The 25,011-nt window shown below is 62.5% G+C and carries 25 protein-coding genes and 3 pseudogenes; 12 read left to right on the forward strand and 16 right to left on the reverse strand.

Features of this window, described 5'->3' with window-relative positions:
* Positions 1–408: 408 nt before the first annotated feature.
* The 6 genes and pseudogenes from DN412_RS45935 to DN412_RS25605 form a co-directional block, all read right to left on the reverse strand.
* Positions 409–585: pseudogene (locus DN412_RS45935) on the reverse strand (MFS transporter); the annotation flags it as partial.
* Between the two features lie 6 nt (positions 586–591).
* Positions 592–1,056, reverse strand: coding sequence for a cupin domain-containing protein (locus tag DN412_RS25585; protein ID WP_115214138.1), 465 nt, complete (start codon positions 1,054–1,056; stop codon positions 592–594).
* A gap of 528 nt (positions 1,057–1,584) precedes the next feature.
* Complete coding sequence (locus tag DN412_RS25590; RefSeq protein ID WP_133303084.1) at positions 1,585–2,313, reverse strand: amino acid ABC transporter ATP-binding protein; 729 nt, start codon at positions 2,311–2,313, stop codon at positions 1,585–1,587.
* Between the two features lie 77 nt (positions 2,314–2,390).
* Complete coding sequence (locus DN412_RS25595) at positions 2,391–3,494, reverse strand: amino acid ABC transporter permease (RefSeq protein WP_115214140.1); 1,104 nt, start codon at positions 3,492–3,494, stop codon at positions 2,391–2,393.
* A 3-nt stretch (positions 3,495–3,497) separates the two neighbouring features.
* Positions 3,498–4,694: an amino acid ABC transporter permease gene (locus DN412_RS25600; RefSeq protein WP_115214193.1), complete on the reverse strand. Its 1,197-nt coding sequence runs from the start codon at positions 4,692–4,694 to the stop codon at positions 3,498–3,500.
* 93 nt (positions 4,695–4,787) lie between these two features.
* Positions 4,788–5,807 (reverse strand): amino acid ABC transporter substrate-binding protein, encoded by a 1,020-nt coding sequence (locus DN412_RS25605; protein ID WP_115214141.1) that lies wholly within the window; start codon positions 5,805–5,807, stop codon positions 4,788–4,790.
* 638 nt (positions 5,808–6,445) lie between these two features.
* Between DN412_RS25605 and DN412_RS25610 the strand changes: the two genes are divergently transcribed.
* Together DN412_RS25610 and DN412_RS25615 are read left to right on the forward strand one after the other, a co-directional pair.
* On the forward strand, positions 6,446–8,026 hold the full coding sequence (locus tag DN412_RS25610) for an isocitrate lyase (protein WP_115214142.1): 1,581 nt from the start codon (positions 6,446–6,448) through the stop codon (positions 8,024–8,026).
* 300 nt (positions 8,027–8,326) lie between these two features.
* Positions 8,327–8,791: a YaiI/YqxD family protein gene (locus tag DN412_RS25615; protein WP_115214143.1), complete on the forward strand. Its 465-nt coding sequence runs from the start codon at positions 8,327–8,329 to the stop codon at positions 8,789–8,791.
* A 43-nt stretch (positions 8,792–8,834) separates the two neighbouring features.
* On the opposite strand, the gene DN412_RS25620 is transcribed toward DN412_RS25615, so the two are convergent.
* On the reverse strand, positions 8,835–9,773 hold the full coding sequence (locus tag DN412_RS25620; RefSeq protein WP_115214144.1) for a LysR family transcriptional regulator: 939 nt from the start codon (positions 9,771–9,773) through the stop codon (positions 8,835–8,837).
* A gap of 151 nt (positions 9,774–9,924) precedes the next feature.
* On the opposite strand from DN412_RS25620, the gene DN412_RS25625 reads away from it, so the two are divergent.
* The 4 genes and pseudogenes from DN412_RS25625 to DN412_RS45940 form a co-directional block, all read left to right on the forward strand.
* Positions 9,925–10,956 (forward strand): NAD(P)H-quinone oxidoreductase, encoded by a 1,032-nt coding sequence (locus DN412_RS25625; protein WP_167471127.1) that lies wholly within the window; start codon positions 9,925–9,927, stop codon positions 10,954–10,956.
* A gap of 90 nt (positions 10,957–11,046) precedes the next feature.
* Positions 11,047–11,223, forward strand: coding sequence for a hypothetical protein (locus DN412_RS43490; RefSeq protein ID WP_161564043.1), 177 nt, complete (start codon positions 11,047–11,049; stop codon positions 11,221–11,223).
* Positions 11,224–11,575: 352 nt separating this feature from the next.
* Positions 11,576–11,764 carry a hypothetical protein gene (locus tag DN412_RS25630; RefSeq protein ID WP_115214146.1) on the forward strand — a complete coding sequence of 63 codons (189 nt, stop codon included), beginning with the start codon at positions 11,576–11,578 and terminating at the stop codon, positions 11,762–11,764.
* A gap of 177 nt (positions 11,765–11,941) precedes the next feature.
* Positions 11,942–12,103, forward strand: a pseudogene (locus DN412_RS45940) (hypothetical protein); the annotation flags it as partial.
* A gap of 90 nt (positions 12,104–12,193) precedes the next feature.
* Here DN412_RS45940 and DN412_RS43495 read toward each other — a convergent pair.
* The 3 genes from DN412_RS43495 to DN412_RS25645 form a co-directional block, all read right to left on the reverse strand.
* Positions 12,194–12,403 carry a hypothetical protein gene (locus tag DN412_RS43495; RefSeq protein WP_161564044.1) on the reverse strand — a complete coding sequence of 70 codons (210 nt, stop codon included), beginning with the start codon at positions 12,401–12,403 and terminating at the stop codon, positions 12,194–12,196.
* A gap of 8 nt (positions 12,404–12,411) precedes the next feature.
* Positions 12,412–12,753, reverse strand: coding sequence for a hypothetical protein (locus tag DN412_RS25640; RefSeq protein ID WP_115214148.1), 342 nt, complete (start codon positions 12,751–12,753; stop codon positions 12,412–12,414).
* 500 nt (positions 12,754–13,253) lie between these two features.
* Positions 13,254–13,691: a universal stress protein gene (locus tag DN412_RS25645; RefSeq protein WP_115214149.1), complete on the reverse strand. Its 438-nt coding sequence runs from the start codon at positions 13,689–13,691 to the stop codon at positions 13,254–13,256.
* 269 nt (positions 13,692–13,960) lie between these two features.
* On the opposite strand from DN412_RS25645, the gene DN412_RS25650 reads away from it, so the two are divergent.
* The 3 genes from DN412_RS25650 to DN412_RS25660 all read left to right on the forward strand — a co-directional run bounded on the left by DN412_RS25650 (position 13,961) and on the right by DN412_RS25660 (position 15,757).
* Positions 13,961–14,539 carry an elongation factor P gene (locus tag DN412_RS25650; RefSeq protein WP_115214150.1) on the forward strand — a complete coding sequence of 193 codons (579 nt, stop codon included), beginning with the start codon at positions 13,961–13,963 and terminating at the stop codon, positions 14,537–14,539.
* A gap of 233 nt (positions 14,540–14,772) precedes the next feature.
* Entirely contained in the window at positions 14,773–15,105 is a 333-nt protein-coding gene (locus DN412_RS25655) for a glycine zipper domain-containing protein (protein WP_115214151.1), read from the forward strand.
* A gap of 235 nt (positions 15,106–15,340) precedes the next feature.
* Positions 15,341–15,757 (forward strand): TraR/DksA family transcriptional regulator, encoded by a 417-nt coding sequence (locus DN412_RS25660; RefSeq protein ID WP_115214152.1) that lies wholly within the window; start codon positions 15,341–15,343, stop codon positions 15,755–15,757.
* Position 15,758: 1 nt separating this feature from the next.
* Here the strand turns inward: DN412_RS25660 and DN412_RS25665 are convergent, their stop codons facing one another.
* Positions 15,759–16,034 carry a hypothetical protein gene (locus tag DN412_RS25665; RefSeq protein ID WP_244222783.1) on the reverse strand — a complete coding sequence of 92 codons (276 nt, stop codon included), beginning with the start codon at positions 16,032–16,034 and terminating at the stop codon, positions 15,759–15,761.
* Between the two features lie 281 nt (positions 16,035–16,315).
* Here DN412_RS25665 and DN412_RS25670 point away from each other — a divergent pair, with 281 nt between their 5' ends.
* Both DN412_RS25670 and DN412_RS44675 read left to right on the forward strand, forming a co-directional pair.
* A complete protein-coding gene (locus tag DN412_RS25670; protein WP_115214194.1) occupies positions 16,316–16,642 on the forward strand; it encodes a hypothetical protein in 327 nt (108 codons plus the stop codon).
* 104 nt (positions 16,643–16,746) lie between these two features.
* Positions 16,747–16,848: pseudogene (locus tag DN412_RS44675) on the forward strand (LysR family transcriptional regulator); the annotation flags it as partial.
* A gap of 82 nt (positions 16,849–16,930) precedes the next feature.
* Here the strand turns inward: DN412_RS44675 and DN412_RS25680 are convergent.
* The 5 genes from DN412_RS25680 to DN412_RS25700 form a co-directional block, all read right to left on the reverse strand.
* Positions 16,931–17,269: a copper-binding protein gene (locus DN412_RS25680; protein ID WP_115214154.1), complete on the reverse strand. Its 339-nt coding sequence runs from the start codon at positions 17,267–17,269 to the stop codon at positions 16,931–16,933.
* A complete protein-coding gene (locus tag DN412_RS25685; RefSeq protein WP_115214155.1) occupies positions 17,266–20,436 on the reverse strand; it encodes an efflux RND transporter permease subunit in 3,171 nt (1,056 codons plus the stop codon). The genes DN412_RS25680 and DN412_RS25685 overlap by 4 nt, the downstream gene beginning before the upstream one ends.
* Positions 20,433–21,977: an efflux RND transporter periplasmic adaptor subunit gene (locus DN412_RS25690; protein WP_115214156.1), complete on the reverse strand. Its 1,545-nt coding sequence runs from the start codon at positions 21,975–21,977 to the stop codon at positions 20,433–20,435. The genes DN412_RS25685 and DN412_RS25690 overlap by 4 nt, the downstream gene beginning before the upstream one ends.
* Positions 21,974–23,275, reverse strand: coding sequence for a TolC family protein (locus tag DN412_RS25695; protein WP_115214157.1), 1,302 nt, complete (start codon positions 23,273–23,275; stop codon positions 21,974–21,976). Before DN412_RS25695 ends, DN412_RS25690 begins: the two co-directional genes overlap by 4 nt.
* 69 nt (positions 23,276–23,344) lie before the next feature.
* Entirely contained in the window at positions 23,345–23,743 is a 399-nt protein-coding gene (locus DN412_RS25700; protein ID WP_115214195.1) for a hypothetical protein, read from the reverse strand.
* 482 nt (positions 23,744–24,225) lie between these two features.
* Here DN412_RS25700 and phaP3 point away from each other — a divergent pair, with 482 nt between their 5' ends.
* A complete protein-coding gene (gene phaP3 / locus DN412_RS25705) occupies positions 24,226–24,783 on the forward strand; it encodes a TIGR01841 family phasin PhaP3 (protein ID WP_115214158.1) in 558 nt (185 codons plus the stop codon).
* Positions 24,784–25,011 lie beyond the last annotated feature (228 nt).

The following is a 25,011-nucleotide window of genomic DNA, read 5'->3' on the forward strand; positions in this document are numbered from 1 at the left end:
CCTGCAAATCAAGGAAAATATCGTCAAAAATAGATTATTTACATGGGAACAAATAAAACGATAGAAATGGCGCAAAGGCGCGCCACCTCTGGCTTGGCAGGGTTTCGGGCTCTCAAACTTCGGGCTAGTTGAGGGGAGGGCGCCGACAGGCAACGGACGCGTCCGTTGCCACGAGGCATATCCCTGCGGGGATGGATGGTCGCCACCGCGAGACCCGCTCCGGCGAACGCCCACACAGCGGACACCGGCGCTGGCGCGCATTGCTTCGGTGATAGCTTCGGCTTCCGCCAGCGCCACGGGTGTCTTAGCCGGCAAATGGGCGTCGCCCGCTGCCGCTCCGCCTTGCGCGCCCGGTACCAGCAACTGCCCGGTCCGGCGTGCGTCCCTGGGAACGTCCAGTTCATCGAGCAGTTCAAGCGGATCTGCGAAACCGCGCGCGGACGCCTCGGTCAGACCATAGGTGAGGGCAGCGAGCCCTGCTGCGACGCTAAGCGCGCCGGGCCAGTCCAACCGTTGCGGCGCATCGAGCTTGTGGCTGTTCGGCACCGACGCAATCGCAATCGCGAGCGCGATCGTCACCGCTGCTGGTGACTAGCCCTTCTTCTTTTCGTCGAGATAATGGATATCGAACGGCCCCATTCCGTGAATCTCGACAATGGTTGCCCGCTTCGTAAAGGCGTAATGCTGCGCCTTGCCAGGTAGATGGTGGAAGCCGCCGGCCACTAGCTGATGTGCCTTATTGATATCATACTTGTCACCTGACCCAAGATAGAGTGCACCGGAGAGAATGGTCAGGTTCTCGTCCTGCGTGTGCCAATGGGGTGGGATCTCGTATCCGGCCGGCAGCTTCAGCCGGATCACATACGAACCCTCCTTCATCGGGTCGCCGTATAGCACTGCAATCTTGGCTCCCTTTGGGAGCGCGTCGGGCGCATCTGTCCATTTGAGGATCGCGGCATTCAGCATTTCCATCTTGTCCACCGGGGCGGCTTCCTGGCCGAACAGAGGAGGCGCGATGGCCAAGGCAAGCAGCAGAGCAAATTCCAGCCGTTTCATTTTTAGCCTCCCAGATCCGGTTTCCGCAGTCGCTGATCATCAGCGCGGATTGCCTTCATGTTAGGAAAAAAGCATGACGATACAAGCCGCTGCGCCGCAACTTAGGAACGGAAAGGCGCCAGGGGAGGGGGGTTCTGGACGCCATCACGATCATGAGACCCTGTCCCGCGGTCGGACGCCTGTTAGCTGGGCCTGGTACGTCCGCGCCGACGGCCGCAATCGTTGCATCGACCGATTGAATCCTCAGTCGTTCCGCGACGCTCAGACCGCATACGAAGGCAAGTGCACAAGCCGCAAACACTGATCTCGATTTCGCGCTGTAGTACGACAAGCGAAAAGTCCCAACTCATCTAATTTTTAGTCGGACAGGTTAGACATACTGGAGGGCTCGCTGGATTCCGGCATTGTCTCGATCGGTCGGATCGGATCCTGTTCGGGCGCCTGGGAGGCTCAAGCCTGCGGCAGGCAAGCGCGAACGTTTCAAGGGCGCATGGCCACTGTGGCATTCGACAGGCGGCTGGTACGGCCTCATTGATTGAGGATCTGGCTCAGGAACAGTTTCGTTCGGTCGTGCTGCGGGCGCGTGAAAAACGCCTCGGGTTCGTTTTCCTCGATGATCTCGCCGCCATCCATGAATATCACGCGATTGGCGACCGTCTTCGCAAAGCCCATCTCGTGGGTCACGCAGAGCATGGTCATCCCGCTCCTGGCCAGTTCCACCATGACATCGAGCACCTCCTTGATCATCTCCGGGTCGAGCGCCGAGGTGGGCTCGTCGAACAACATGATCTTGGGGCGCATGCAAAGGCTGCGGGCGATCGCCACGCGCTGTTGCTGGCCGCCGGAGAGCTGCCCCGGATACTTTTTCGCCTGCTCGGGGATGCGCACACGCTCGAGGTATTCCATCGCGGCCTGCTCGGCCGCCTTTCGCGGCGTCTTGCGAACCCACATCGGCGCCAATACGCAGTTCTCCAGGACCGTGAGATGTGGAAAGAGATTGAACTGCTGGAACACAATGCCCACTTCGCAGCGGACCTTCTCGATGTTCTTCACGTCGCTGGTGAGTTCGACGCCGTCAACGATGATCCTGCCGCGCTGATGCTCTTCCAGGCGGTTGATGCAGCGGATCAGCGTGGACTTCCCGGAGCCCGAGGGCCCGCAAATGACGATGCGCTCGCCTTTCGCGACGCTCAGGTTGATGTCCTTGAGTACGTGGAACCTGTCGTACCACTTATGCACGCCACGCAGCTCGACCATGGCCGGGCCGGCGCTCGCGGCATTGGCCGCCGGGTCGACGGCATGTACGGCATTCATGTGCGACTCCTCATTGGATCTCAGTGTCGTTGACCGGCTTGCAGCCTCTTCTCAAGCCACTGGCTGTAGCGCGACATGCTGAAACAGAAGGCCCAGTAAATGCATCCTGCAAAAACGTAGCCTTCCGTCGAAAACCCCAGCCAGTTGGTGTCGGCATTGGCGGCCTGGGTACTGCCGAGCAGGTCGAACAGGCCGATGATGAGTACCAGGCTGGTGTCCTTGAAGAGCCCGATGAACGTGTTCACGATTCCCGGGATCACCAGCCTGAGCGCCTGGGGCAGGATGACCAGTGCGGTCGACTTCCAGAAGCCCAGGCCCAGCGCGGCGGCGGCCTCGAACTGGGCCTTCGGAATCCCCTGCAGGCCGCCGCGCACCACCTCCGCCATGTAGGCGGACGCAAACAGCGCCACGCCGATCAGGGCGCGCAAGAGCTTGTCGAAGTTCAGCCCTTCAGGCAGGAAGAAAGGCAGCATCACCGAGGACATGAAAAGGACGGTGATGAGCGGCACTCCGCGCACGAGCTCTATGAACGCCACGCACAAGGCCTTGAGAATGGGCATGTTGGTGGCGCGCCGGCCGAGCGCGAGGACGATTCCCAGCGGAAGGGCCGCCACCATGCCGACGATAGCGATCACCAGCGTAAGCGACAACCCTCCCCATTTGCTCGTTTCGACGTGGCTCAGGCCGAAGCGGCCGCCGACAAGAAGGTGGAACGCGATGACGGGATAAACGAGGAGGATAACGGCGCCCAGCCACGACTTCAGCGCAAAGCGCCTGAAGAACAGTGGCGCGATGAGCGCCCCCAGTAGTACGATCGCGAGGTTCACCCGCCACTGCTGGGCGACCGGATAGAAGCCGTACATGAACTGGTTGAGATGCACGCGGATGAATGGCCAGCACGCGCCGACCCTGGAGCAGGCCTCACTGCTGGCACCCCGCCAGTCGGCCTTGATCAGTGCCCACTCGACCACCGGCGGCACAACGAGGTAAAGGAGATACAGCGAGAGGAGCGTGAGCGCGCAGTTCAGGGGAGAGTCGAAGAGGTTCTTGCGCAGCCAGCCCAGCCCTGCCGTCCGGGCGGATGGCGGTGGCAGGTCGGCGTGGCGCTGCGGGTAAGTCGTCATGGCCTAGCGCTCAACCAGCGCCATCCGCGCGTTGAACCAGTTCATGAACATCGAGATCACGAGACTGATGACGAGATAGACCGCCATGGTCATCGACATCACCTCTACGGCCTGGCCCGTCTGATTCAGGGTGGTTCCGGCAAAGAGTGACACCAGGTCGGGATATCCGATTGCCGTGGCCAGGGAGGAGTTCTTGGTGAGATTCAGGTACTGGCTCGTCAACGGCGGGATCGTCACCCGCATCGCCTGGGGGATGATCACGAGCCGCAATGTCCAGCGCGGGCGCAGTCCGAGCGCATACGCTGCTTCCGTCTGCCCGGGGGACACCGAGAGGATGCCGGCGCGCACCGTCTCGGCGATGAAGGCGGCGGTATAGATGGAGAGCGACAGCAGCAGCGCGGCGAGTTCCGGGATCACATCCACGCCGCCAACGAAATTGAAGCCCGCAAGCTCGGGCTTTACCCATTGCAGCGGTCGGCCCGTGAGAACGAACGCGACGAGCGGCACGCTCAGCAGCAAGCCGGTGGAAGCAAGATACGCGGGGAAGCGCTTGCCCGTACGGTCCCGGCGATGCCGCGACCACCACACGAGGACGATGGACGCGACCATCGCCGCAACGAACGCGAGGACCGTCCAGCCAAATCCGGCCTGCGCGACCGGGCGCGGCAGGTAGAGGCCCCGCAGCGTCAGGAAGAACGAGTCGCCGATGTGCAGCGCCTCGCCCGGCGGCGGCAGGTTCAGGAAGACCGCGAAGTACCAGAAGAGGATCTGGACGAGTAGCGGAAGGTTGCGGAAGGTCTCGATATAGGCCGACGCCAGCTTTGCCACCAGCCAGTTCCGGGAAAGTCGCGCCACGCCGATGATAAAGCCGAGGATGGTGGAGCATACGATGCCCAGCCCGGAGACGAGGAGCGTATTGAGCAGGCCAACGACGAAGGTCCGCCCGTAGGTCGAAGTCTCCTCGCTGTAGGGAATCAGCGACTGGTTGATGGCGAAGCCCGCCCGGTTCGAGAGGAAGCCGAACCCCGTCGAAATGCCGCGTACCTCGAGGTTGTGCATCAGGTTGCGGACCAGGTAGACCGCGAGCGCGATGACACCGGCGATCACCAGCACCTGGAGCACGATGGCCCGGACCCGGGGATCGTTCCAGGGCAGCGGCCGTGCCGGCGCCGCTTCAGGGGGTTCCTTGGTCTGGGCCATGGTCCGGGTCGCAGCAGATTCCTGGCCTGAAAGCGGCGGGCGGGCGCCGCGCCGCTCGGCCGCGCACATCACCCCGCGGATCTCCGTGGGCGCCTAGCGAATCGGCGGCGCGTACTGCAGACCGCCTTTTGTCCACAGGGCATTCTGGCCACGGCTGATCTTCAGCGGGCTGCCGGAGCCAACATTGCGCTCGAAGATCTCTCCATAGTTGCCCACTTGCTTGACGATCTTGTAGGCCCAGTCGTCAGGCAATCCGAGGCCGTGCTTGATGACCTCCACGCCCAGCAAGCGCTTGATGTCCGGGTTTTTGCTCTGCTTCATCTGGTCGACGTTCTCTGAACTCACACCCAGTTCCTCCGCGTCCAGCATCGCGAACAGGGACCAGCGAACGACGTTGAACCACTCCTGGTCACCCTGGCGCACTGCCGGGCCGAGTGGCTCCTTGGAGATCACTTCTGGAAGCACGACAGCGCCGTCGGGATCGGCGAGCTTGAGGCGTAGCGCATAAAGCTGCGACTGATCGCTGGTGAGTACATCGCAGCGGCCGGCCGCGAAGCCCTTCTCCGTTTCATCCGACGTGTCGTAGACAACGGCCTTGAACTTCATCTTGTGAAGCGCGAAATAGTCCGCCAGGTTCAGTTCCGTGGTCGTTCCCGATCCCACGCAAACCGTCGCGCCGTCGAGCTTGAGCGCGGATTTCACGCCGAGCTTCTTTTTCACAAGGAAGCCCTGCCCGTCGATGTAGGTGATGCCGGTGAAGGCGATGCCCAGCCCGCCTTCACGGGTCACAGTCCACGTGGTGTTACGCGAGAGGACGTCCACCTCCCCGGACTGCAGCGCGGTGAATCGCTCCTTGGCGGTGAGCGGGGTGAACTTAACCTTGGAAGCGTCGCCGAATACCGCTGCCGCAATGGCGCGGCAAACGTCGACGTCGAGCCCCTTCCAAACGCCTTTCTCGTCGGCGACGGAGAACCCCGGGAGCCCGACATTCACGCCGCATTGGACAAAGCCCTTCTTCTTCACGGCTTCGAAGGTCGCGCCGGCGTGCGCCGTGCCGGCCAAGATGGCGCAGGCCACCATCGAAACTGCTGCGATTACGGCGCGCGTTCTCATTACGTCCTCCTCGGTTCAGTTCCTTTGAGCAGCCAACGACGCGCCCACGCGCAGGGCGTGGCCGGCAGGCGCTTGCGCGCGAGGCTTGTCGCCCTTGTCTGCCGCAACGTTGCTTGCGAGTGCAACAACGACTCGTGTCTGCCAGCGCAGTCCCAAGCCACGCGAACAAGCGCACCATAGTACTCACCGCCTATAAGGCTAGATTAGGCAAGACCCGTTCGCAAGTCGCGGCGGTTGTCGCTATCCATTGCCAGAATGGCGGTGTTGGCGCATGTATTGCTGCGCCGATTCATGACACTGTTCGTTCGACAGACGTCCGCAAAATCCCCCTAGCTATCGTTGCTCGACCCATCCTTGCTTGCCTTTGCCTCCGGCAACTGAAAGCGCTTTTCACATTGCGGAATTCACCCCGAGTTTCCGCGGCGCTATGTTTTCGTTCCTTAAAAACGCGTTCCACATCATGAAATTTGCCACCTATCTTATTGAAAAATAAGGATAAACCAACTCTTATGTCTTATATAAGACATCGTCGTGACGCGTCAAAAGCGCCATACAATGAGTCCACGCTGCTTGCTTCGACATCCGTAGCGGCACACGCAACCATTTCTTCAAACGCGCTTTCTTCTTAGGAAATTCCCATGGCCCAGTATCAAGACGACATCAAGGCAGTTGCTGGTTTGAAAGAGAACCACGGCAGCGCATGGAATGCCATCAACCCCGAGTATGCCGCCCGCATGCGTGCCCAGAACAAGTTCAAAACGGGCCTGGACATTGCCAAGTACACCGCCAAGATCATGCGCGCCGACATGGCTGCCTACGATGCCGACTCGTCCAAGTACACCCAGTCGCTGGGTTGCTGGCACGGCTTCATCGGCCAGCAGAAGATGATCTCCATCAAGAAGCACTTCAACAGCACCGACCGCCGCTACCTTTACCTGTCCGGCTGGATGGTGGCCGCGCTGCGCTCCGAGTTCGGCCCGCTGCCGGACCAGTCGATGCACGAAAAAACCTCCGTCAGTGCGCTGATCCGCGAGTTGTACACCTTCCTGCGCCAGGCCGACGCCCGTGAACTGGGCGGTCTGTTCCGCGAGCTGGACGCTGCCGCGGGTCCTGCCAAGGCCGCCATCCAGGCAAAGATCGACAACCATGTCACCCACGTAGTGCCCATCATCGCGGACATCGACGCGGGTTTCGGCAACGCCGAAGCAACGTACCTGCTGGCCAAGCAGTTCATCGAAGCGGGCGCATGCTGCATTCAGATCGAAAACCAGGTGTCCGACGAGAAGCAGTGCGGCCACCAGGATGGCAAGGTCACCGTGCCGCACGAGGACTTCCTGGCCAAGATCCGCGCCATCCGCTACGCCTTCCTGGAACTGGGCGTTGACGACGGCGTCATCGTGGCCCGTACCGACTCGCTGGGTGCCGGCCTGACTAAGCAGATCGCCGTGACCAACACGCCGGGCGACCTGGGCGACCAGTACAATTCCTTCCTCGATTGCGAGGAATTGTCGGCCGACGAACTGGGCAATGGTGACGTCATCATCAAGCGCGACGGCAAGCTGCTGCGTCCTAAGCGCCTGCCTAGCAACCTGTTCCAGTTCCGCGCCGGCACAGGCGAAGCGCGCTGCGTACTGGATTGCGTCACCGCACTGCAAAACGGCGCTGACCTGCTGTGGATCGAAACCGAAAAGCCGCATATCGCCCAGATCGGCGGCATGGTCAGCGAGATTCGCAAAGTCATTCCGAACGCAAAGCTGGTGTACAACAACAGCCCGTCGTTCAACTGGACCCTGAATTTCCGCCAGCAGGCGTATGACGCGATGAAGGCCGCGGGCAAGGATGTGTCGGCATACGACCGCGCCCAACTGATGAGCGTTGAATACGATCAGACCGAACTGGCGAAGCTCGCCGACGAAAATATCCGGACCTTCCAGGCCGACGCGTCGCGCGAAGCAGGTATCTTCCACCACCTGATTACGCTGCCGACCTACCACACCGCCGCACTGTCGACCGACAACCTGGCCAAGGAATACTTCGGCGACCAGGGCATGCTGGGTTATGTGGCTGGCGTGCAGCGCAAGGAAATCCGCCAGGGCATCGCCTGCGTCAAGCACCAGAACATGTCCGGCTCGGACATCGGCGACGATCACAAGGAGTATTTCAGCGGCGAAGCGGCCCTGAAAGCGGCGGGTAAAGACAACACCATGAACCAGTTCTGATACCAGTAAAGCCCCCCAGCAAAACGCCAACCCATAACGGGTTGGCGTTTTTTTTCCGCCGAGATAGCTCGCGGGGGGCTCGTCGAACGATTTCTTGTGCGCTTACATGCAGAAGCTGTACGTGTGGCTCGGTAGAGAACGACGAGCGGCGGATTCGCAGACGGCGATTCGATGAAGACGCTTTGCGTGGCGCCGGCACGCGTCGGGGAACGGTCCCGATCCCCCTGCCAACGTTCGTTCCCATCGAGACGCGTGCAGGCAGTAATATGAGCGTTCCCTCCCTCCATTGGAAGTACCGCAATGCAAGTACTGGTTGACGCAGACGCCTGCCCGGTTGTCGTCAAGGAAATGTTGTATCGGGCCGCACAACGTGTCCAGGTATGCGTCACGCTGGTTGCCAACCAGTATATGCGCACGCCGCCTTCCCGCTTTATCAAGGCACTGCAAGTGCCGGCGGGCTTCGACGTCGCCGATGACCGTATCATTGAACTGGTCAGCAGCGGTGACCTCGTCATTACGGCGGACATTGTTCTTGCCGCAGCTGCCCTCGACAAGGGCGCCTATGTGCTCGACCCACGAGGAAGCTGGTTTAGCCGTGAGAATATCCAGGAGCGCCTGACGCTGCGCGAGGTGATGGATCAGCTCCGCGGCTCGGGCGTCGATACCGGCGGACCGGCACCGTACGCGCCACAGGATAGCAAGGCGTTCGCGGGCCAATTGGACCGTTTCCTGGCACGCCATGTGCCGCCAGGTGCCGTCGCCTGAAGCGTGTTAGCCACAGCAACGCAATAGTGAGCCGGCCTTGGGGCTACGGCTGTGTTTGCAGCAACGCGACACGCAGGGCCGCGGCTACGTCGTGCGTGTATTTTGTGTGGGTTGTGTGATCTTCGAACGCGGAGACGATGCCATCAATCATTGCTGCGATGCGCGCGGTATGCCGAAGGTCTTGATGCGTGACGAGCCAGATTTCGTAGACCGCCCCACGTGCGGGTTCCGGCCATATCTGCACGAGGCCGTCGTGTTCAGCCAGATGTATCGGAAGCTCACCGATGCCGAGGCCGGCCTTCACCGCGGTACGCAGCATGAGGCTGGAGTTGAAGGTCGATACGATGCGCCCCGCGTGTATCGGTTCGCCGGCAAGCGTCGGTGATCGATTACCGGTCCAGTTTCCCTGATAGACGACAAGATCGTGCCCCGAGAAGGCGGAGCCAGCGGCCGGCTTGCCATGCCGCTCGAGGTAAGCATTCGACGCAAAGAGCGCCATGGGCCAGCGAGCCAGGCGCCGCGCGACAAGATCGGGATTCTCCGGCCTGACTGACCGGACCGCGATATCCGCTTCACGCTTTGCCAGGTTTAGCATGCGCGTCGACGTGTCGAGCAGGACGCGCACTTCGGGATGCATAGCATGCAGGCGTTCGATGGCCGGAAGCAGGAAATCGAGCGCGATCGAGTCGGTGCTGGTGACTCTTACGTCCCCCGCAAGCCGTGTATCCGTGCCCTGAGTTCGTCTGACGAGTTCGTGTGCGGAGTGCTCCATTTTCTCCGCTGATCTCAACGCGGCCTCGCCTGCGGCGGTTAACGCGTAACCCTCAGAGGTGCGCAGGAAGAGCGTTGCACGTAGCGCGTGCTCCAGTGCCGCGATCCGTCTGCCGACCGTCGCCTGATCGAGATTGAGCGTCCTGGCCGCTCCACGGAGCGTTTTTTCGCGCTCCACCGCGAGAAACACGCGCGCGTCATCCCAGTTCATCGTGCCACCCTCATGATGCAAATTTGCATCTGACAGCATGAATAATGCTGCATATGTTCATCAACGTCGAGGCCTAAACTGAACGCAAGAGTTCCTCGTTCAATGATCCGCCCGGATCAATCGAGTCTCGTCTACAGAAGGTGTGGTATCCATGTCTGCTTCAACTTATCGCGTGCCGTCGTCCATGACGGCCATTGAGATCAAACAGCCCGGCGGTCCTGAGGTCCTGGTGCCGACTACGCGCGCGGTGCCGATGCCGGCCGCCGATCAGGTTCTGATCCGCATCCACGCGGCTGCCGTGAACGGTCCAGACGTTTTCCAGCGCAAAGGGCTGTATGATCCGCCTCCCGGCGCTTCGGATATTCCAGGGCTGGAAGTGGCAGGTCAAGTGGTTGCCGTTGGCTCCGACGTGTCCCAATTCCGGATTGGCGAACTGGTGTGTGCGTTGATTCCCGGTGGTGGCTACGCAGAATATGCAGTCGCGCACGCCAGCAACACAATGCATATCCCCAACGGCCTAACGTTGGTGGAAGCGGGGGCCATGCCCGAAACGTTTATGACGGTATGGCTGAACCTGTTCCAGCGCGGCAAGCTGGTTGCCGGCGAATCGGTGTTGATCCATGGCGGCGCGTCAGGTATCGGTACCACGGCGACCATGCTGGCGAAGGCATTCGGCGCTGCGAAAATCATCACGACAGGTGGCTCGCAGGCGCATCGGGAGGCCAGCCTGGCGCTAGGCGCAGACCTCGCGATAGATTACCGCGAGGAAGATTTCGTCGCCGCCACGAAGCGGTCTACCGATGGAGCAGGCGTCGACGTGATCCTCGACATCATTGCCGGCGACTACGTGGCCAGGAACTATGACGCCGCGGCCATGGACGGACGGATCCTCCAGGTGGGCGTGATCAAGGGGCCGGCGAAGGATCTCAACGTCGTGCCGATGATGACGAAACGTCTGACGCATATGGGATCAACATTGCGATCGCGTACATCCGCGGACAAGGCGGCCATTATCAATGAACTCGAGCGGCAGGTCTGGCCGCACATCGAGAGCGGCAAGATCAAGCCGGTTGTCTACAAGACCTTTGCGCTTGTCGACGCTCGCAGCGCGCACGAGCTGATCGATTCCGGCACACACTTTGGAAAGATTGTCCTTACGACAGGTGCCGATCTCATTGGCTGAAGCCTGGCTTGCCGCCAAACGGCAAGCCTCTTGCCGGTTTCGTGCCTCATGCCTCAAGCCGCTTTGGCCTCAGCCAACGCCGGATAGTCGATGTACCCCGTGGCCGTCGGCGGCGCAAAGAACGTGTTGCGGTCCGGCGCGGGAGCGGGTCATCGGGGCCATGACAAGGCGGTTCGGTGCAAGGTGGCGGCCGATGCGGACGGGGGTGGCAGCGGCGAAGCGGCCCTGAAAGCGGCGGGTAAAGACAACACCATGAACCAGTTCTGATACCAGTAGACAGGAGCCGCCGCTTCTGAACTGGTTAGAGACGTTCGCAAAATTCGACCAAGGGTCCGGAGAGGGTCGGCAACGGCCTGTTGGGGGGAGGTGTACCTTCAGTCCTGCATGTCCAAACGGTGTACCTTGTGGTGTGCGCGTCCATGGGCCTTGCCGTTACCGGCTATGGGCTTATACGAGCCAAACTACGAATCCGGTAGGGCCGTACGCTGGCGCATCGGGCTTGCCGACGGCAACCGGTCGCCATTGCCGGCATCCACCAGAACGAGCACATGGCGTGTTCAGGAAGGCGGCATAATCGCCGTGCCTTTTCGGACTAGGATCCCATGAGGAGGTGCCAGTCATGTCAGCTATCAGGCGCATAGATCCGGGTCATCCCGCCTACCAGGCCGCGCTGCATAGGACGACCCGCTACCCTGCGGAGCACGTCACGTTGACGGCTGGCTCCAGGAAGAGGCTGCGCCCCTGTGTGCCGCATCGCAAGGTCGGGCGCGGCAAGGTCGGCATCGGCGGCAAGCGCAGCGGCAAGTAGGGCGTGAAGCGCTGATCACCACGGCCACGAACTGCCATTCAAGTTGTTGAAAAATGTGGATTTTTAGGCTGCGGTGCGGCTGGTTTATTGGTCGGTGTCGGTGCGCGCCTTTCAACTAACCTGTGCTGCAGCGCGTGGAATTTCCGCCGCCTGACAGCAGTTTCAGAACGGCCGGACGTGTTCCCCGCCATCCAACACAATTGTCTGCCTGTCGGATGCCAGCCGTCACTCGCGGCCCCTGGCTCGGTACTTCGTACCGATGCGCGCCGACACGCCACGGATGGCTTGGGAATCGGACTATCCCTTGTCCGGAAGATTCTTGAATTGCATGGTGGTACAGTCAGCGCGCACAGCGACGGAATTGGACGCGGTGCGGAGTTCATTCTGCTTGTGCCGCTCTTGCAGCGAGACGCGGAAAAGCTGCCCGTGTCACCGTCGACTGCCGCGCAAGGGCGTGATGCCGAGATTACCGGCCGTCGAATTTTGGTCGTTGACGACAACCGAGATTCCGCCGAAAGCGCCAAGCTCTTGCTCCAGCTTTGGGGCAATGAGATCCAGGGCAGCCTTCCACTGCGCAGCGAGTACTTCAGCGGCCGATAAGCCCTGGCCCAAAGCCCCCGCTTCCATGTCGCTGCGCAATGCAAGCGTTACCGACCGATCTGGTGGCTGACAGCGTTTTCCTGCTGGTTCAGCGTGCGCTGCTCCTGGCGCGTGATATGGCTGCCGTTCTGGCTGGCCATCATGCGCTCTTCCCGGCGAATCTGATGATCTTCCTGGTGTAGCCTGGCGGCTTGGGCCTTCGAGATCTCGCCTTCCTTCAGTTCGTGGTTGATGCGCCGGTTCTGGTTGGCAAGTCGTTCATTGACCTGCTCGCGACGGGGGTGGTTGCGTTCCCAGCGGGTGTCCTTATCGTTCGCGATGGCCGCGCTGGCGAGGCTTGCCGCGAAGACCGCGATCGCTACACCACCCAGAATTTTCTTCGTCATCATTTCACGCTCCCCTTCGTTGTGGGTGCCCGGCGCGGGTCGCCGAACATGACCCAGTAACGGCACCTGGATCGCCCAAGATGACGGCACGCGCGATGAATTTGTAACGGAAGATTTTCCGGCTGCGTGCTGGTTCACTGCTTTCCAATACAACCAGTAAGGCAGCAGCATTGTGATGATCCGGCAAGAGGCGCTGTCAGGCCTGCCGGGTCGCTGCGCCAATCTACCTAGCTGATGGTTGGCGTGTTGTACCGCGTGCTGACGCTCCTTCTTGCACCAAATGGAAGCCACGCAGCATCTGCTTCAGCGATGCTCAAAGCGCAGCTTGATCAGACTGCGGGGGAGCCTTCGCACGATGAATGAATCGAGTTTTGCTCTTGTCGCTGCATGAGGAAATACGCTTGCAGGATCGGATGCCGCAGCTTCAGCTGCGGTTCCAGGTCAAGGGCCGGGTTGGGTTGGCGCTCGCCGCTGCGCCGCATGCGGTTGGTCTGCAGTATTGACTAGCGGAACACGAAAACCGGGATCCGGCAATGCGTCAGGACCTTCTGGGTTTCGCTGCCGATCAGTAACCCCTGCAGGCCGGCTCGGCCATGCGACGCCATGACAATGAGGTCACAGTTACGCTCCTCCCCGGTCCGGATGATCGCCTCATAGGGGTGATTGTGGGTAACGCTGAGCGTCTCGCATGCCACCGCCGCTTCCTTTGCCGCTTGTGCGACCACCGCCAGGTATCGCTCCGCATGCATTTCGGCAAGTTGTGCATAGCGCTCCTGGGTATCCTCCAGCATGTCAACCCGATGCGTGAGGACATGGAATTCCGGGATGACATGCAATCCAGTGATCCTCGCCTCAAATGCCTTGGCGAGTGTCACCGCCATGCGAACGGCAGCGTCGGAAAGTTCCGATCCATCGGTGGGCACCAAGATATGCTGAAACATGTTGGCCTCCTCTGCGGCCGGCCGGGCCATCCGTCTCGGCCCCCCTGGCACGCGCTACGAACTTAATGGTATGACAATCGTTCACGCTCTGGCGTGACGCGCTTCTTGATTCCCTGATCAGGGGACAGGGCGACTCGTGGCGGTCTGGCTCCTTGTCAGCCTTGTGCATGCGGCGCTGCAACATCCCGCTGTCGCCGCCGGCCCTTTGTTGAAGGGGCGCTGCGGTGCTAGGCTGAAGGCGAAATCTTGCCGCCCAGGCGGAGACACCAATGGTCGAAGCTTCCGGACTGAAGTCGGGCATGATCATCATGCTTGAGGGCCAACTTCATAGCGCTATCAGCGCCGGGTACCACGCCGGCGGCGGCCAACAGGGGAGCGCAGTTTTCGCCAAGTTCAAGAACCTTAAGACTGGTCACGTCAAGGAGTTGCGGTTACACCCGAGCGACAAGCTCGAAGAGGTCGTGCTCGATCACCAGGAGATGGAATATCTGTACACCGACGGTGTCGCCTTTTTCTTCATGAATCCCGACACCTTCGAGCAGATCAGTTTTCCTGTGGAAACCATGGGCGCATACCAGAAATTTCTTCACCCCAATATGCGAATCCCGGTGCAGCTTTATGAGGGCGAGCCAGTTACCATCGCATTCCCCCCTGCGGTCGAGTTAACCATCATGTCCGCGCCACCGGGCCTGCACGAGCACGAAACCTCTACCTTCAAGACTGCCACGCTGGAGAACGGCATGGAAGTTCTCGTTCCTCAGTTCGTCAAGGAAGGGGACACGGTGCGAATCGAGGTCGCTTCAGGAAAGTATCTGGAGCGGGTAAGGCGAGGGACGCGAAAGTCGTGACTCCAGTGCCGCGCCATCGCTCCCTGCATGCGCAGCGCCGCGCACAGTCCCGCCGGGACGGGGCCTGCAGCGTCGGCAGTACCGTATCCGGCACCTGTCCTGCACTTTGCGCCTCGTGTGTGGGGCGTGGCTTGCTGTTTGTCATGCCGGGCTGTCAACCCAATCCTATATTTGACACAGTGCCAATCGTGCTGCGCGACGCACCGCGATGATTTCGCTAACAGGAGGGCAAGATGAACGACATCCGATCCGATTTCTCTATGCGCAAGGACGCATTGACCCGCGACGTCGATACGCTGATGGCCGACGTGCAGGCACTTCTTCATGATGTCAAAGCTGAAACCGGCGTAGGGACCAGCCTTGAGCGCCATGCACTCAAGGCCCGGCAGCGCGCGCTGCAGGAGCGCATCGTTACGCTGCGCGAAGAAAGCCGCGCCAAAGTCTCCGAGTGGGCGACAACGACCGATCGCTACGTCCATGAGCATCCATGGCAAAGCATGGGTACCGTGGCCGCCATCGCGGCAACCACAGGCGCTATCGTCGCGCTGGCTGCCAGCCACCGTTAGGCATTCGCGACTGCGGCGCCGGCACGGCTGTGACACGTGCTGGTCCCGCAAGGGACACGTGGTTTTTGCCATGCCGGCAAATGGCTACGGCCCCTTGCGGGGGCCTCGATCTGAGTGGCGACACATCTGAGCGGCAATACGGCAACTGTGCCCGCCAAATGCGATTGCCCAAGCGCGCTACGCTGGACGGTCTGCTGAGGTGCGACCCGCAGGATGCTTATCCAGGAGGCCAGCCATGGAAGGGCTGACAAAGGAAGAATTGGCGAAGTTGGTGGCCCAAATGGACGCTGAGGAGTTGCGCATACGTGCCGTCGCCGGAACCGCGGATTCGCCTGTCGTGGCGCCAACACAACGTGAACACCTTGACGAGGGTGAAGTGGCGGACGAAAAGACCGTGCAGCGCCAGGGCGACGCGATGCTGAAACACTATCGCAGGCAACTGGCCGACATTGAAGCAGCCCGGTCACGGATGAGGAGTGGCCAGTATGGCGCCTGTATCGACTGCCAGCAGGCCATCCCATTCGCCCGCTTGCAGGCGTACCCGACCGCCATGCGCTGCACGGCATGCCAGAATCTCCATGAACACCGCCATCCCCGCCAGGCGCAGGAGACGCGCCGACCGGCATCCGCAGATCTTTCGTCGTCGAACTGACTTACTCGTTCCTGAGATCAATGCCGAAGCCGCCAGCCAGTTCACAATCGATGATCCCGGCGGCGTAGGCAAAAAGCCAGTCCTCTGCCTCCTGCAGCGTTGCGGGCGGATGGGGCCAGTCCGGCGTAAAGCGGATGCCCATGTCCATGTCCTTATTGCGCGTGGAGATCTGGACTCGCCCGCTTGGCTTGCCTGGCTCAATCACCTCCGGCACGAACAGGGCAACGTGGAATCCCTTGTAAGACCGCTTTTTTTCCAGCATTTCAGCCTCCGGCAATTTACGCAGGTCCGTGGCTCAGTCCGAGCGCCGGACTGTCTTGAGTTCAAGATATAGCGAGGCGCGGCTAATGCCTAGTGATGCCGCGGAACCCCGGGGATCACATCGGAGCGTGCGGTCGATTTTGACCTAGACTGAAAAAGTGCCCTTCGCGTGCTTCGGGGCTGCGCAACGCAACTTCAGTGGCAGCCGATTGATGCGGGCGAATGACAATGGCACAGGCAACACACAATCATCTGCTGCCTGAATTCATGTGGATTGATGTTCACGAAGGGGGCATCATGTTGCAAGCCAGTGAAATGCAGCAACGTTTTAGTCATCTGCAGCAAACCATCAGCGAGGCATCACGGACTTGTCATGCCGATGCGAGGATTCCACAAGACTTGATGAACTGGGTGGATGAGCTCGACAAGGAATGCAAATCGGCATCGAAGGTCGCGTCCTCCAAGGATCAGGATCGGATCCGGCAGTGGGTCGATGATCTCGAACGGATCGGTGATCGTGCAGACCGCGCTTGCCAGCAGGCCGGCGGTCTCGATGCAAAGGTCAAGGATGCAGTCAGTTCGATGCATTCGGAACTTGCTGACCTGAAGCGCCAACTGCACTAACCAATCTGACAGCCCCGGTCCAACCTGCCGGGGCTGATTGCATGCGCCGCGGTCAAGGCGCGCACGATCTCGGGCCGCGGGCAAGGCCAAGTTGAACCGGCACCAGGCCGACGCCGGCTTATGCCCTGACCGAGACACGTTTGCTGCCGGCAAAGACACAGCGCTTCATCGAGTTCCTGAAGGAGCGATTGGGCACCAAGACGTGAGCTGGGCAAAGGCAAAGCTGTTCCCGGCCGTGATCCAGTGATTGCGCATCGAACGCGCAATCACCTTCCGCGAAGCTCCGCCTCACTTGCGCCGCATTTCCACGACGGTAGGCTTGCCATCAACGTTGTCGAACGTCACGGATACCGCCTCGCCCTCTTTGAAATCCTTCAGCGATGCCCGATCCTTGACGGGGAACGCCATGGTCATCGGACCCATGCCAAGATTGGTGATCGGCCCGTGCTTGAGCGTGACCTTGCCGGTCTGCGCATCGATCTTCCTGATCTCGGCCGCCACGGGTTGCGGTGCCTGCTGTGAGAGCGCGGGCGCCTTCATATTCATGCCATCCATCGACCCGGCTGCGAATGCGGCCGGCGTGGTGGCGAAAGCAAGGAAGAGGGCGAGCGTCTTGATGGATGTCATTGCGGTTCCTTATGAAGTGAGGGGTGGGTGGGAACAGGTTGAGGACTGGTCTGGCGCCTGCGTATCAGCCAATACACCGCCGGCACCACGAAGAGTGAAAGCAATGGCGCGGTGAGCATGCCGCCCACCATCGGCGCGGCAATGCGCTGCATGACCTCGGAGCCGGTGCCATGCGACCACATGATCGGCACCAGGCCGGCCAGGATCACGGCGACGGTCATTGCCTTGGGGCGCACGCGCAGCACCGCGCCTTCCTGGATGGCTTCAAGCAGCGCGGGCAGGCTGGCATCGCCCTGGTGCTCGCGCGCGGCCCATGCCTGCTTCAGGTAGAGCAGCATGATCACGCCGAATTCCGCCGCCACGCCCGCCAGCGCAATGAAGCCGACTACGCCGGCAACCGACAGGTTGTAGCCCAGCAGGTAGAGCAGCCAGAAGCCGCCGATCAGCGCCAGCGGCAGTGTGCCCATGATGAGCAGGGCCTCATCGAGACGGCCGAACACCATGTATAGCAGCACGAAGATGATCAGCAGCGTGAACGGCACCACCACCTTCAGCTTTGCGGCGGCGCGCTCCAGGTACTCGAACTGCCCCGACCAGCTCAGCGAGTAGCCGGCCGGCATCGGCACCGCTTTCGCGACGGCGGCCTGCATATCCCGGACGGCCGAGCGCAGGTCGCGCCCGCGGATGTCGACATACACCCAGCCCGACAGGCGCGCGTTTTCGCTGCGCAGCATCGGCGGTCCCTGCACCACCTGGGTGCGCGCCACGTCGGACAGCACGATCTGCTGGCCCTTGTCGGTGACGATGGGCAGGCCGCGCAGTTGCTCCACCGAGTCGCGGTAGTCGCGCGGGTAGCGGACGTTGATCGGAAAGCGCGCCAGTCCGTCGACTACCTCGCCCACATTGTCGCCGCCGATGGCCGACGACACCACGCTCTGCACATCCGCGATGTTCAGCCCATAGCGGCCGGCCGCTACGCGATCAATGTCGATATCGACATAGCGTCCGCCGGTCAGCCGCTCGGCCAGCGCCGACGTCACCCCCGGCACCGTCCTGACGGCCTCCTCGATGCGCGTTGCCAGGCGATCGATCTCCTTCAGGTCCGCGCCCGCCACCTTGATGCCGACCGGGCTCTTGATGCCGGTGGCCAGCATGTCGATGCGGTTGCGGATCGGCGGCACCCAGATGTTGGACAGGCCCGGCACCCTGACCACGCGGTCGAGCTCTTCCACCAGCTTGTCGGGGGTCATGCCGGCACGCCACTGGTCGCGCGGTTTGAACTGGATGGTGGTTTCGAACATCTCCAGAGGCGCCGGATCGGTCGCGGTATCGGCACGGCCGGCCTTGCCGAACACGGTCGCCACCTCGGGCACGGTCTTGATCAGGCGGTCGGTCTGTTGCAGCAGTTGCGCGGCCTTGCCGGCGGAAAGGCCGGGCAACGCCGACGGCATATAGAGCAGGTCGCCCTCGTCGAGCGGCGGCATGAATTCGGCGCCGGTATGCATCACCGGCCACGCCGTCGCGGCCAGCAGCACCGCGGCGATCGCGAGGGTGGTCTTCGGATAGGCCAGCACCCGTGCTAGCACGGGCCGATAGGCGCGGATCAGCCATCGGTTCAAGGGGTTGGACTGCTCCGAAGGAATCCTGCCGTGGATCATGTAGCCCATCAGCACCGGCACCAGCGTTACCGACAGGCCCGCCGCCGCGGCCATGGAGTAGGTCTTGGTAAAGGCCAGCGGCGAGAACAGCCGGCCCTCCTGCGCCTCCAGCGTGAAGACCGGGATAAACGACAGCGTGATGATCAGCAGCGAGAAGAACAGCGCCGGTCCGACCTCGGAGGCGGCCCGGCCGATCACGCTCCAGCGCTCGTCCCCTCTCAGTTCCCGGCCGGGATGGTCCGCATGCCAGTGCTCCAGGTGCTTGTGCGCGTTCTCGATCATGACGACTGCGGCATCGACCATGGCGCCGATGGCAATGGCGATCCCGCCCAGCGACATGATGTTGGCGTTGATGCCCTGGTAGCGCATCACCAGGAAGGCGGCCAGCACGCCCAGCGGCAGCGAGACGATAGCCACCAGCGCGGAACGCAGGTGGAACAGGAACAGGAGGCACACCAGCGCGACGACGACGAACTCTTCGACCAGCTTGTGTGTCAGGTTGTCCACGGCACGGTTGATCAGGGCAGAGCGGTCGTAGGTGGTGACGATCTGCACACCGGCCGGCAGGCTCTTCTGCAGCGTGGCGAGCTTTGCCTTGACCGCCTCGATGGTTTCCAGCGCGTTCTTGCCCGAGCGCATCACGATCACGCCGCCGGCAACCTCGCCCTGGCCGTCGAGCTCGGCGATGCCGCGCCGCATCTCAGGGCCAAGCTGCACGATGGCGACATCGCCGAGCCGCACCGGAATGCCGGCATCGCTGGTCGCCAGCGGGATCTGCCGGAAATCGTCGAGCGTCTTCAGGTAGCCGCTGGCGCGGACCATATACTCTGCCTCGCCCATTTCCAGCACCGACCCGCCGGCTTCCTGGTTGGCGCCCTTGAGCGCCGCCAGCACTTTGCCCTGCGACAGGTTGTAGGCGCGCATCCGGTCCGGCATCAGCACCACCTGGTACTGCTTCACCATGCCGCCCAGCGAAGCGACCTCGGCCACATTGGGCAGTGATTTCAGCTCGAAGCGCAGGAACCAGTCCTGCAGCGCACGCAACTGGCCGAGGTCATGTCGGCCGGTCTTGTCCACCAGCGCGTACTCGTAGATCCAGCCGACGCCGGTCGCGTCCGGCCCCAGTGCCGGCCTGGCCGCGGCGGGCAGGCGGGACTGCACCTGGTTCAGGTATTCCAGCACCCGCGAGCGTGCCCAGTACAGGTCGGTGCCATCCTCGAACAGCACGTAGACGAATGAATCGCCGAAGAAGGAGTAACCCCGTACCGTTTTGGCGCCGGGTACTGAAAGCATGGTGGTGGTCAGCGGATACGTGACCTGGTTCTCGACGATCTGCGGTGCCTGGCCGGGGAATGGCGTGCGGATGATCACCTGCACATCGGAAAGGTCGGGCAGGGCGTCGAGCGGCGTGTTCCGCACCGCCCACAGGCCCCATGCGGTCAGCATCACCGTGGCCAGCAGGACCAGGAAGCGGTGGCGGATCGAAGCCAGGATAAGGCGCGCGATCATGGCCTGGCTCCCTGGGCATTGCCGGCGGGCTCGACCGACGACAGCGTGGCCGCGCCATCGCGGTCCAGGTGAAAGCGGAAACGGATGCGGTCGCCAGGCTTCAGTCCCTTTGGCAGGCCTGTTGGCGGTGCGGCGAAGTCCATGGTCATCGCGCCCCACTGTGCAGACGGGATGGGGCCGTGCGAGATGGTCAGGCTCTCGCTGCCGTTGACGGCTTCGATGCGGCCCGTGCCCTCATGCTCGGCGGCCGGCGCGGCGGGTGCAGACGCTGCGGGCGTGGCCGTCATCCGTTCCACGCTGCCACGCAGGCTGGCTTCCGAGTCGATCAGGAACTGCCCGGACGTGACCACCTTCTGTCCCGGTGCCAGCCCGTCCAGCACCTCGACCATGCCATCGGCCTCGCGGCCAGTCTTGATCTCGGTCGCAACGAACCCTGCCTGGCCGGCATCGACCATGACGAGATTGCGCTGACCCGTGCGGATGACCGACTCCGACGGGATCAGCAACGCTTCCTGCTGCGGGCTACTGTCGAAGCTGACCGTGACAAACATGCCCGGCAACAGGCGCCTGCCCGGGTTGGGCAGGACGATGCGGACCTTGATGGTGCGTGTCGCCGCGTTGACGTCGGGAAGGATGGCGTCGACCTTGCCGGCAATGGGGGCGGGCGCGCCGCTCTGCAGTACCGTGGCCGCCATGCCGGGCCGGATGGTGCCGGCCTGGCCCTCCGGTACTTCGGCAATTACCCAGACCTGGCTCAGATCGGCCAGGCGGAAGAGCGTCATGCCCGGCGACACGGTCATACCGTCGCGCACCGCGACCTCGGTCACGAGGCCATCGAGCGGGCTTGCAATGGCAACACCGGGCTGCAGCTTGCCGGATTTCTCGATCTCCCCGACCTGGCCTGGCGTCATGCCCGCCTGCAGCATGCGCGCCCTGGCGGCACCGCGCAGATCGCCCAGATGCTCGCTTCCTGCCATGCGCGACACGGCGAGGTATTCCTCTTGCGCCGCAACCCAGTCGGGCGAATACAGGGTGACCAGCGCCTGGCCGCGCCTGACCGGATCAAGCGTTGCCCTGACCCCAACGTGCTGCACATATGCGTTGGTGCGCGCCTGGATGACCTGCACGCTGCGCTCGTCGATGGCGACATTGCCTGGCGCCTGCAGCATCGCGGCCAGCCGTCCAGGCTTAGTCTCGGCCGTGCGAATGCCGAGGTTCTGCGCGACACGGCTGTCGACGGTGACGCCGCTCCCGCTGCCATCGCCGTCCGCATAGACCGGCACCAGTTGCATGTCCATGAAGGGCGACTTGCCGGGCTTGTCGAAGCGCTGGCCCGGCACCATGGGATCGTGCCAGTAGAGGATCTTCTTGCCGGTCTTGGGATCGATGTCGCCGGCCTTGAGCAAGGTGGATTGCGCGGCAGGCGTGCTCGACGGCTGCGCAGTTTGCGTGCCGCGTGCAACCCCGAAGCGGTAAGCGCCGTAGAGGGCGAGGCAGACGACGACCAGCCCGGCCGCTGCTGCAATGGCGTGCTTCTTCATTTGGCCTCCTTCACGGCGGCTTCGGTCTGGGCGGTGGGAAGCGGAACCAGGTAATTCAGGTCCGCCCAGAGCTTCGCGGTCTTTGCCTCAAGCAGCAGGCGATCCATGGCCGTGTCGATGGCGCGATGGTTGGCTTCGGCGACGGCCAGCAATGAGCCAGTGTTGGCGCGGTATGCCGTCAGCGCCGCGTCCGCCTGCTCCCTGGCGAGCGGCAAGGTCTTGTCGTCGTAGCGCCGCAGCCGGTCAAGGTTGCGCTGCAGCTCGGCCAGCCTGGCGCCGACCATGGCCTGGGTGTTGCGGCGGACCACTTCCAGCCTGGCCCGCGCGTCGTTGGCCTGCGCCAGCCGCGCGCTGATTTCGCGGTCCTGGCGGTTGCCCCGGTCCCACGGCAGCGGGAAGCTGACATTGAGCGAGCCCATATTCGAGTAGGCCGAGCCGCGCTGGCTGTACATCAGCTCGACGGTCACGTCCGGCTTGCGGGCTTCTGTTGCCACCTGGATCTCCGATTCGGCCAGTGCAACGTCGCGCTGCGCAGCCGACAGTTCGGGGACGGCATCGAACTCTCCCCTTGCCAACTGCCGGGCGCCTTGCGGCACTTCAAGCGGTGGCCGCGCCGATAGCGGGCGCCCGGCCGCGGCGCCGACCCAGCGCTCCAGGTTCAGCATGGCGCTCGCCAGTGCGGCGCGGTTCTCGTCCTCGCGGTCGTGCAGCTTCTGTATTTCCAGCGACATCGCCAGCACGTCAGCACGCGAGCCGCGTCCGCTGCGATAGGCCGCGGTGGCGGCCTGCAGCGCCAGTTCAAGCGGATGGCTGTGGTGGCCGAGCAGCACGCCGGCCTGTTCCGCATACCACCGGTCGAGCCAGGCATTGACCGCATTGCGCTGCACGCCTGCCAGGCCCACCGCGCGCTGCGCGTCGGCGGCGGCGGCTTCGGCTTCGAAGCGCGCGGCCCTGGCGCGGCGCTTGTCCGCGCGCGTGAACTCCTGCATCACGGAGATCGAGCGCATGGTCATGGAATCCCGGCTCAGCGAAAATTGGTCCGGGCCGTTGACCGGTACGTTGTTGATGCCGAGCTTGAGTACGGGGTCCGGCAGACGGCCGGCGGCGACCGCCATTTGCCCGGCGGCCTCCACAGCGCCGCGCGACGATTCGGCATCGCCGGCATAGGCACTGGCGATTGCGACGGTTTCCTCGAGGGAAAGGGAAGGGGCGGATTGCCCGGGCGCGCCTTGCGGCGCCGCCAGGCCGACCGCGGGCGCGCTGAGCAGCGCCACGGTCAGGTGACGTAGAAAAAACATAAAGCCTCCAGGAACGACGACTGCTGCCCGCGTGGAAGCGGGCAGGACGAGATCACGTCGGACCGGAGGCTAGGTCTGGAAACTGCAGTGAAGGATGTTGAGCGGTGGCGGGCCGCGCGGCTCTACTTGGGGGCGCAGCGCAACGCGAACCTCTGCCATGGCCACGCGCGTTGGCTCGATGACGCGCATCAGCACCGGCATGAAGGCCGGAAGCTGCGGCGAAGCATGGTCGGCGTGCCTGGAATCGGCCTGGCAATGTGCGAGGCAAAGCCCGCTCTGGTCGACACCCTTCTCGCCGTCGCTGGCTGCCATATCGGCACAGGACTCGGTCATCGCCGCCATCGTGTCGCCGTGCTCCATCTGGTAGCGGCTGCCGGTACAGGCGTACGCCGCCGCTGCCAGTTGAGCTGCCAGGAAGACAACGAGGAGAAGGCCGGTGAACCATGGCCGGCGATGCGATTTACCCACGAGAGCGGTGCCTGTTTTGGCGAGCAATATAGCAGTGTTCAGCGCCACCAGGCAGCTTCACCACTGCGGCAGCTCGTCGCACGGTTGGGCGACGCAGCGGGGGGGCAGCCAGCTCCCGCAAGATTCTCTTCTCTGTCGATGCCCGGTCGACGGCCCAGCTGCCGTTTCCAGCCTGCAACGATGTTTCGCCGGTTGACCGGACCGTCCGACCTGCCGAGTTAAGCCTGCCTTACATCTGTTATGCACTGCACCATTTCTACGTAAGCACATGTAAGTTAGATGCTTCATGAGGCACTTTTGTTGTCATGTCTTCAATACTTTTTGGGTTTGTACCTAGGGATTAAATTAGAGGAAACGCTCTAGGATTCGGACTCGGATGGTGCGCTGCAGGATTGGCGGCGCCGCCAGTCCGGAAACCCTGACCTTGGCGGATTGCCAGCACTGCTGCGCCAATCCGTGCGATCAATCCAAAGGAGATACGCATGTCACCTTTTACGCCCGATCAATTTGCTGCAGTGCAGAAGTCGAACCTGAATCACCTGTTCGCGCTGACGAACATGGCCTTTGACGGCTTCCAGAAGTTGACCGAGCTGAACCTGCAGGCAGCCAGGACGACGCTTGCCGAAGGCCAGGAAAATGTCCAGGCCGTGCTGGCCGGCAAGGACCTGCGCGAAGTGTTCGCCGTGCAGAGCAATCTGGGCCAGCCTGCCGCGGAGAAGGCCGTTGCCTATGCGCGCAATGTGTACGAGATCGCGTCGAACACGCAGGCGGAACTGTCCCGGGCAGTCGAGGCCCAGTACGAACAGCACAACCGCAATGTGCAGTCCTTCGTTGACACCTTCGTGAAGAACGCGCCGGCCGGGTCGGAAGCGCTGACCGCGCTGCTGCAATCCAGCGTGGCCGCTGCCAGCAGCACCTATCAGTCCCTCCAGAGCGTGGCAAAGCAGACGGCTGAAGTTGCCAAGACCAACTTTGCCACGACAGCTGCTGCCGCCAACGGCGCGGCACAGCAGGCAGCGCCCCGCGCTTCCAAGCAGTAACGGCGTACCGCTGGCAAAGCAGGCCATGCCAGCGCGCTGAACAGAAATCGCGGGCTTTTTGCAGGCCAGGGACGTCAGGTCCCCTGGCTTGCCGCGCCGCGACGCCAACCTTCCCGAAGAAATCTGCAAAGCTGGACCGGATTTTCCGGTCCGGCTGGCCCGCGCTTTTTTCGCGCCAGGGCAACGGGAAATTGCCAGTAACAATCGGGGAAAAGCCCTTTCCGGCAA

Origin of the sequence: Cupriavidus lacunae, assembly GCF_003353055.1 — a bacterium.
Lineage (GTDB): Bacteria > Pseudomonadota > Gammaproteobacteria > Burkholderiales > Burkholderiaceae > Cupriavidus > Cupriavidus lacunae.

Coding starts and splice junctions, on each gene's coding strand:
- DN412_RS25585 (WP_115214138.1), bottom strand. CDS start 1,056: ATGAAACGGCTGGAATTTGCTCTGCTGCTTGCCTTGGCCATCGCGCCT.
- DN412_RS25590 (WP_133303084.1), bottom strand. CDS start 2,313: ATGGTCGAGCTGCGTGGCGTGCATAAGTGGTACGACAGGTTCCACGTA.
- DN412_RS25595 (WP_115214140.1), bottom strand. CDS start 3,494: ATGACGACTTACCCGCAGCGCCACGCCGACCTGCCACCGCCATCCGCC.
- DN412_RS25600 (WP_115214193.1), bottom strand. CDS start 4,694: ATGGCCCAGACCAAGGAACCCCCTGAAGCGGCGCCGGCACGGCCGCTG.
- DN412_RS25605 (WP_115214141.1), bottom strand. CDS start 5,807: ATGAGAACGCGCGCCGTAATCGCAGCAGTTTCGATGGTGGCCTGCGCC.
- DN412_RS25610 (WP_115214142.1), top strand. CDS start 6,446: ATGGCCCAGTATCAAGACGACATCAAGGCAGTTGCTGGTTTGAAAGAG.
- DN412_RS25615 (WP_115214143.1), top strand. CDS start 8,327: ATGCAAGTACTGGTTGACGCAGACGCCTGCCCGGTTGTCGTCAAGGAA.
- DN412_RS25620 (WP_115214144.1), bottom strand. CDS start 9,773: ATGAACTGGGATGACGCGCGCGTGTTTCTCGCGGTGGAGCGCGAAAAA.
- DN412_RS25625 (WP_167471127.1), top strand. CDS start 9,925: ATGTCTGCTTCAACTTATCGCGTGCCGTCGTCCATGACGGCCATTGAG.
- DN412_RS43490 (WP_161564043.1), top strand. CDS start 11,047: ATGTACCCCGTGGCCGTCGGCGGCGCAAAGAACGTGTTGCGGTCCGGC.
- DN412_RS25630 (WP_115214146.1), top strand. CDS start 11,576: ATGTCAGCTATCAGGCGCATAGATCCGGGTCATCCCGCCTACCAGGCC.
- DN412_RS25640 (WP_115214148.1), bottom strand. CDS start 12,753: ATGATGACGAAGAAAATTCTGGGTGGTGTAGCGATCGCGGTCTTCGCG.
- DN412_RS25645 (WP_115214149.1), bottom strand. CDS start 13,691: ATGTTTCAGCATATCTTGGTGCCCACCGATGGATCGGAACTTTCCGAC.
- DN412_RS25650 (WP_115214150.1), top strand. CDS start 13,961: ATGGTCGAAGCTTCCGGACTGAAGTCGGGCATGATCATCATGCTTGAG.
- DN412_RS25655 (WP_115214151.1), top strand. CDS start 14,773: ATGAACGACATCCGATCCGATTTCTCTATGCGCAAGGACGCATTGACC.
- DN412_RS25660 (WP_115214152.1), top strand. CDS start 15,341: ATGGAAGGGCTGACAAAGGAAGAATTGGCGAAGTTGGTGGCCCAAATG.
- DN412_RS25670 (WP_115214194.1), top strand. CDS start 16,316: ATGTTGCAAGCCAGTGAAATGCAGCAACGTTTTAGTCATCTGCAGCAA.
- DN412_RS25680 (WP_115214154.1), bottom strand. CDS start 17,269: ATGACATCCATCAAGACGCTCGCCCTCTTCCTTGCTTTCGCCACCACG.
- DN412_RS25685 (WP_115214155.1), bottom strand. CDS start 20,436: ATGATCGCGCGCCTTATCCTGGCTTCGATCCGCCACCGCTTCCTGGTC.
- DN412_RS25690 (WP_115214156.1), bottom strand. CDS start 21,977: ATGAAGAAGCACGCCATTGCAGCAGCGGCCGGGCTGGTCGTCGTCTGC.
- DN412_RS25695 (WP_115214157.1), bottom strand. CDS start 23,275: ATGTTTTTTCTACGTCACCTGACCGTGGCGCTGCTCAGCGCGCCCGCG.
- phaP3 (WP_115214158.1), top strand. CDS start 24,226: ATGTCACCTTTTACGCCCGATCAATTTGCTGCAGTGCAGAAGTCGAAC.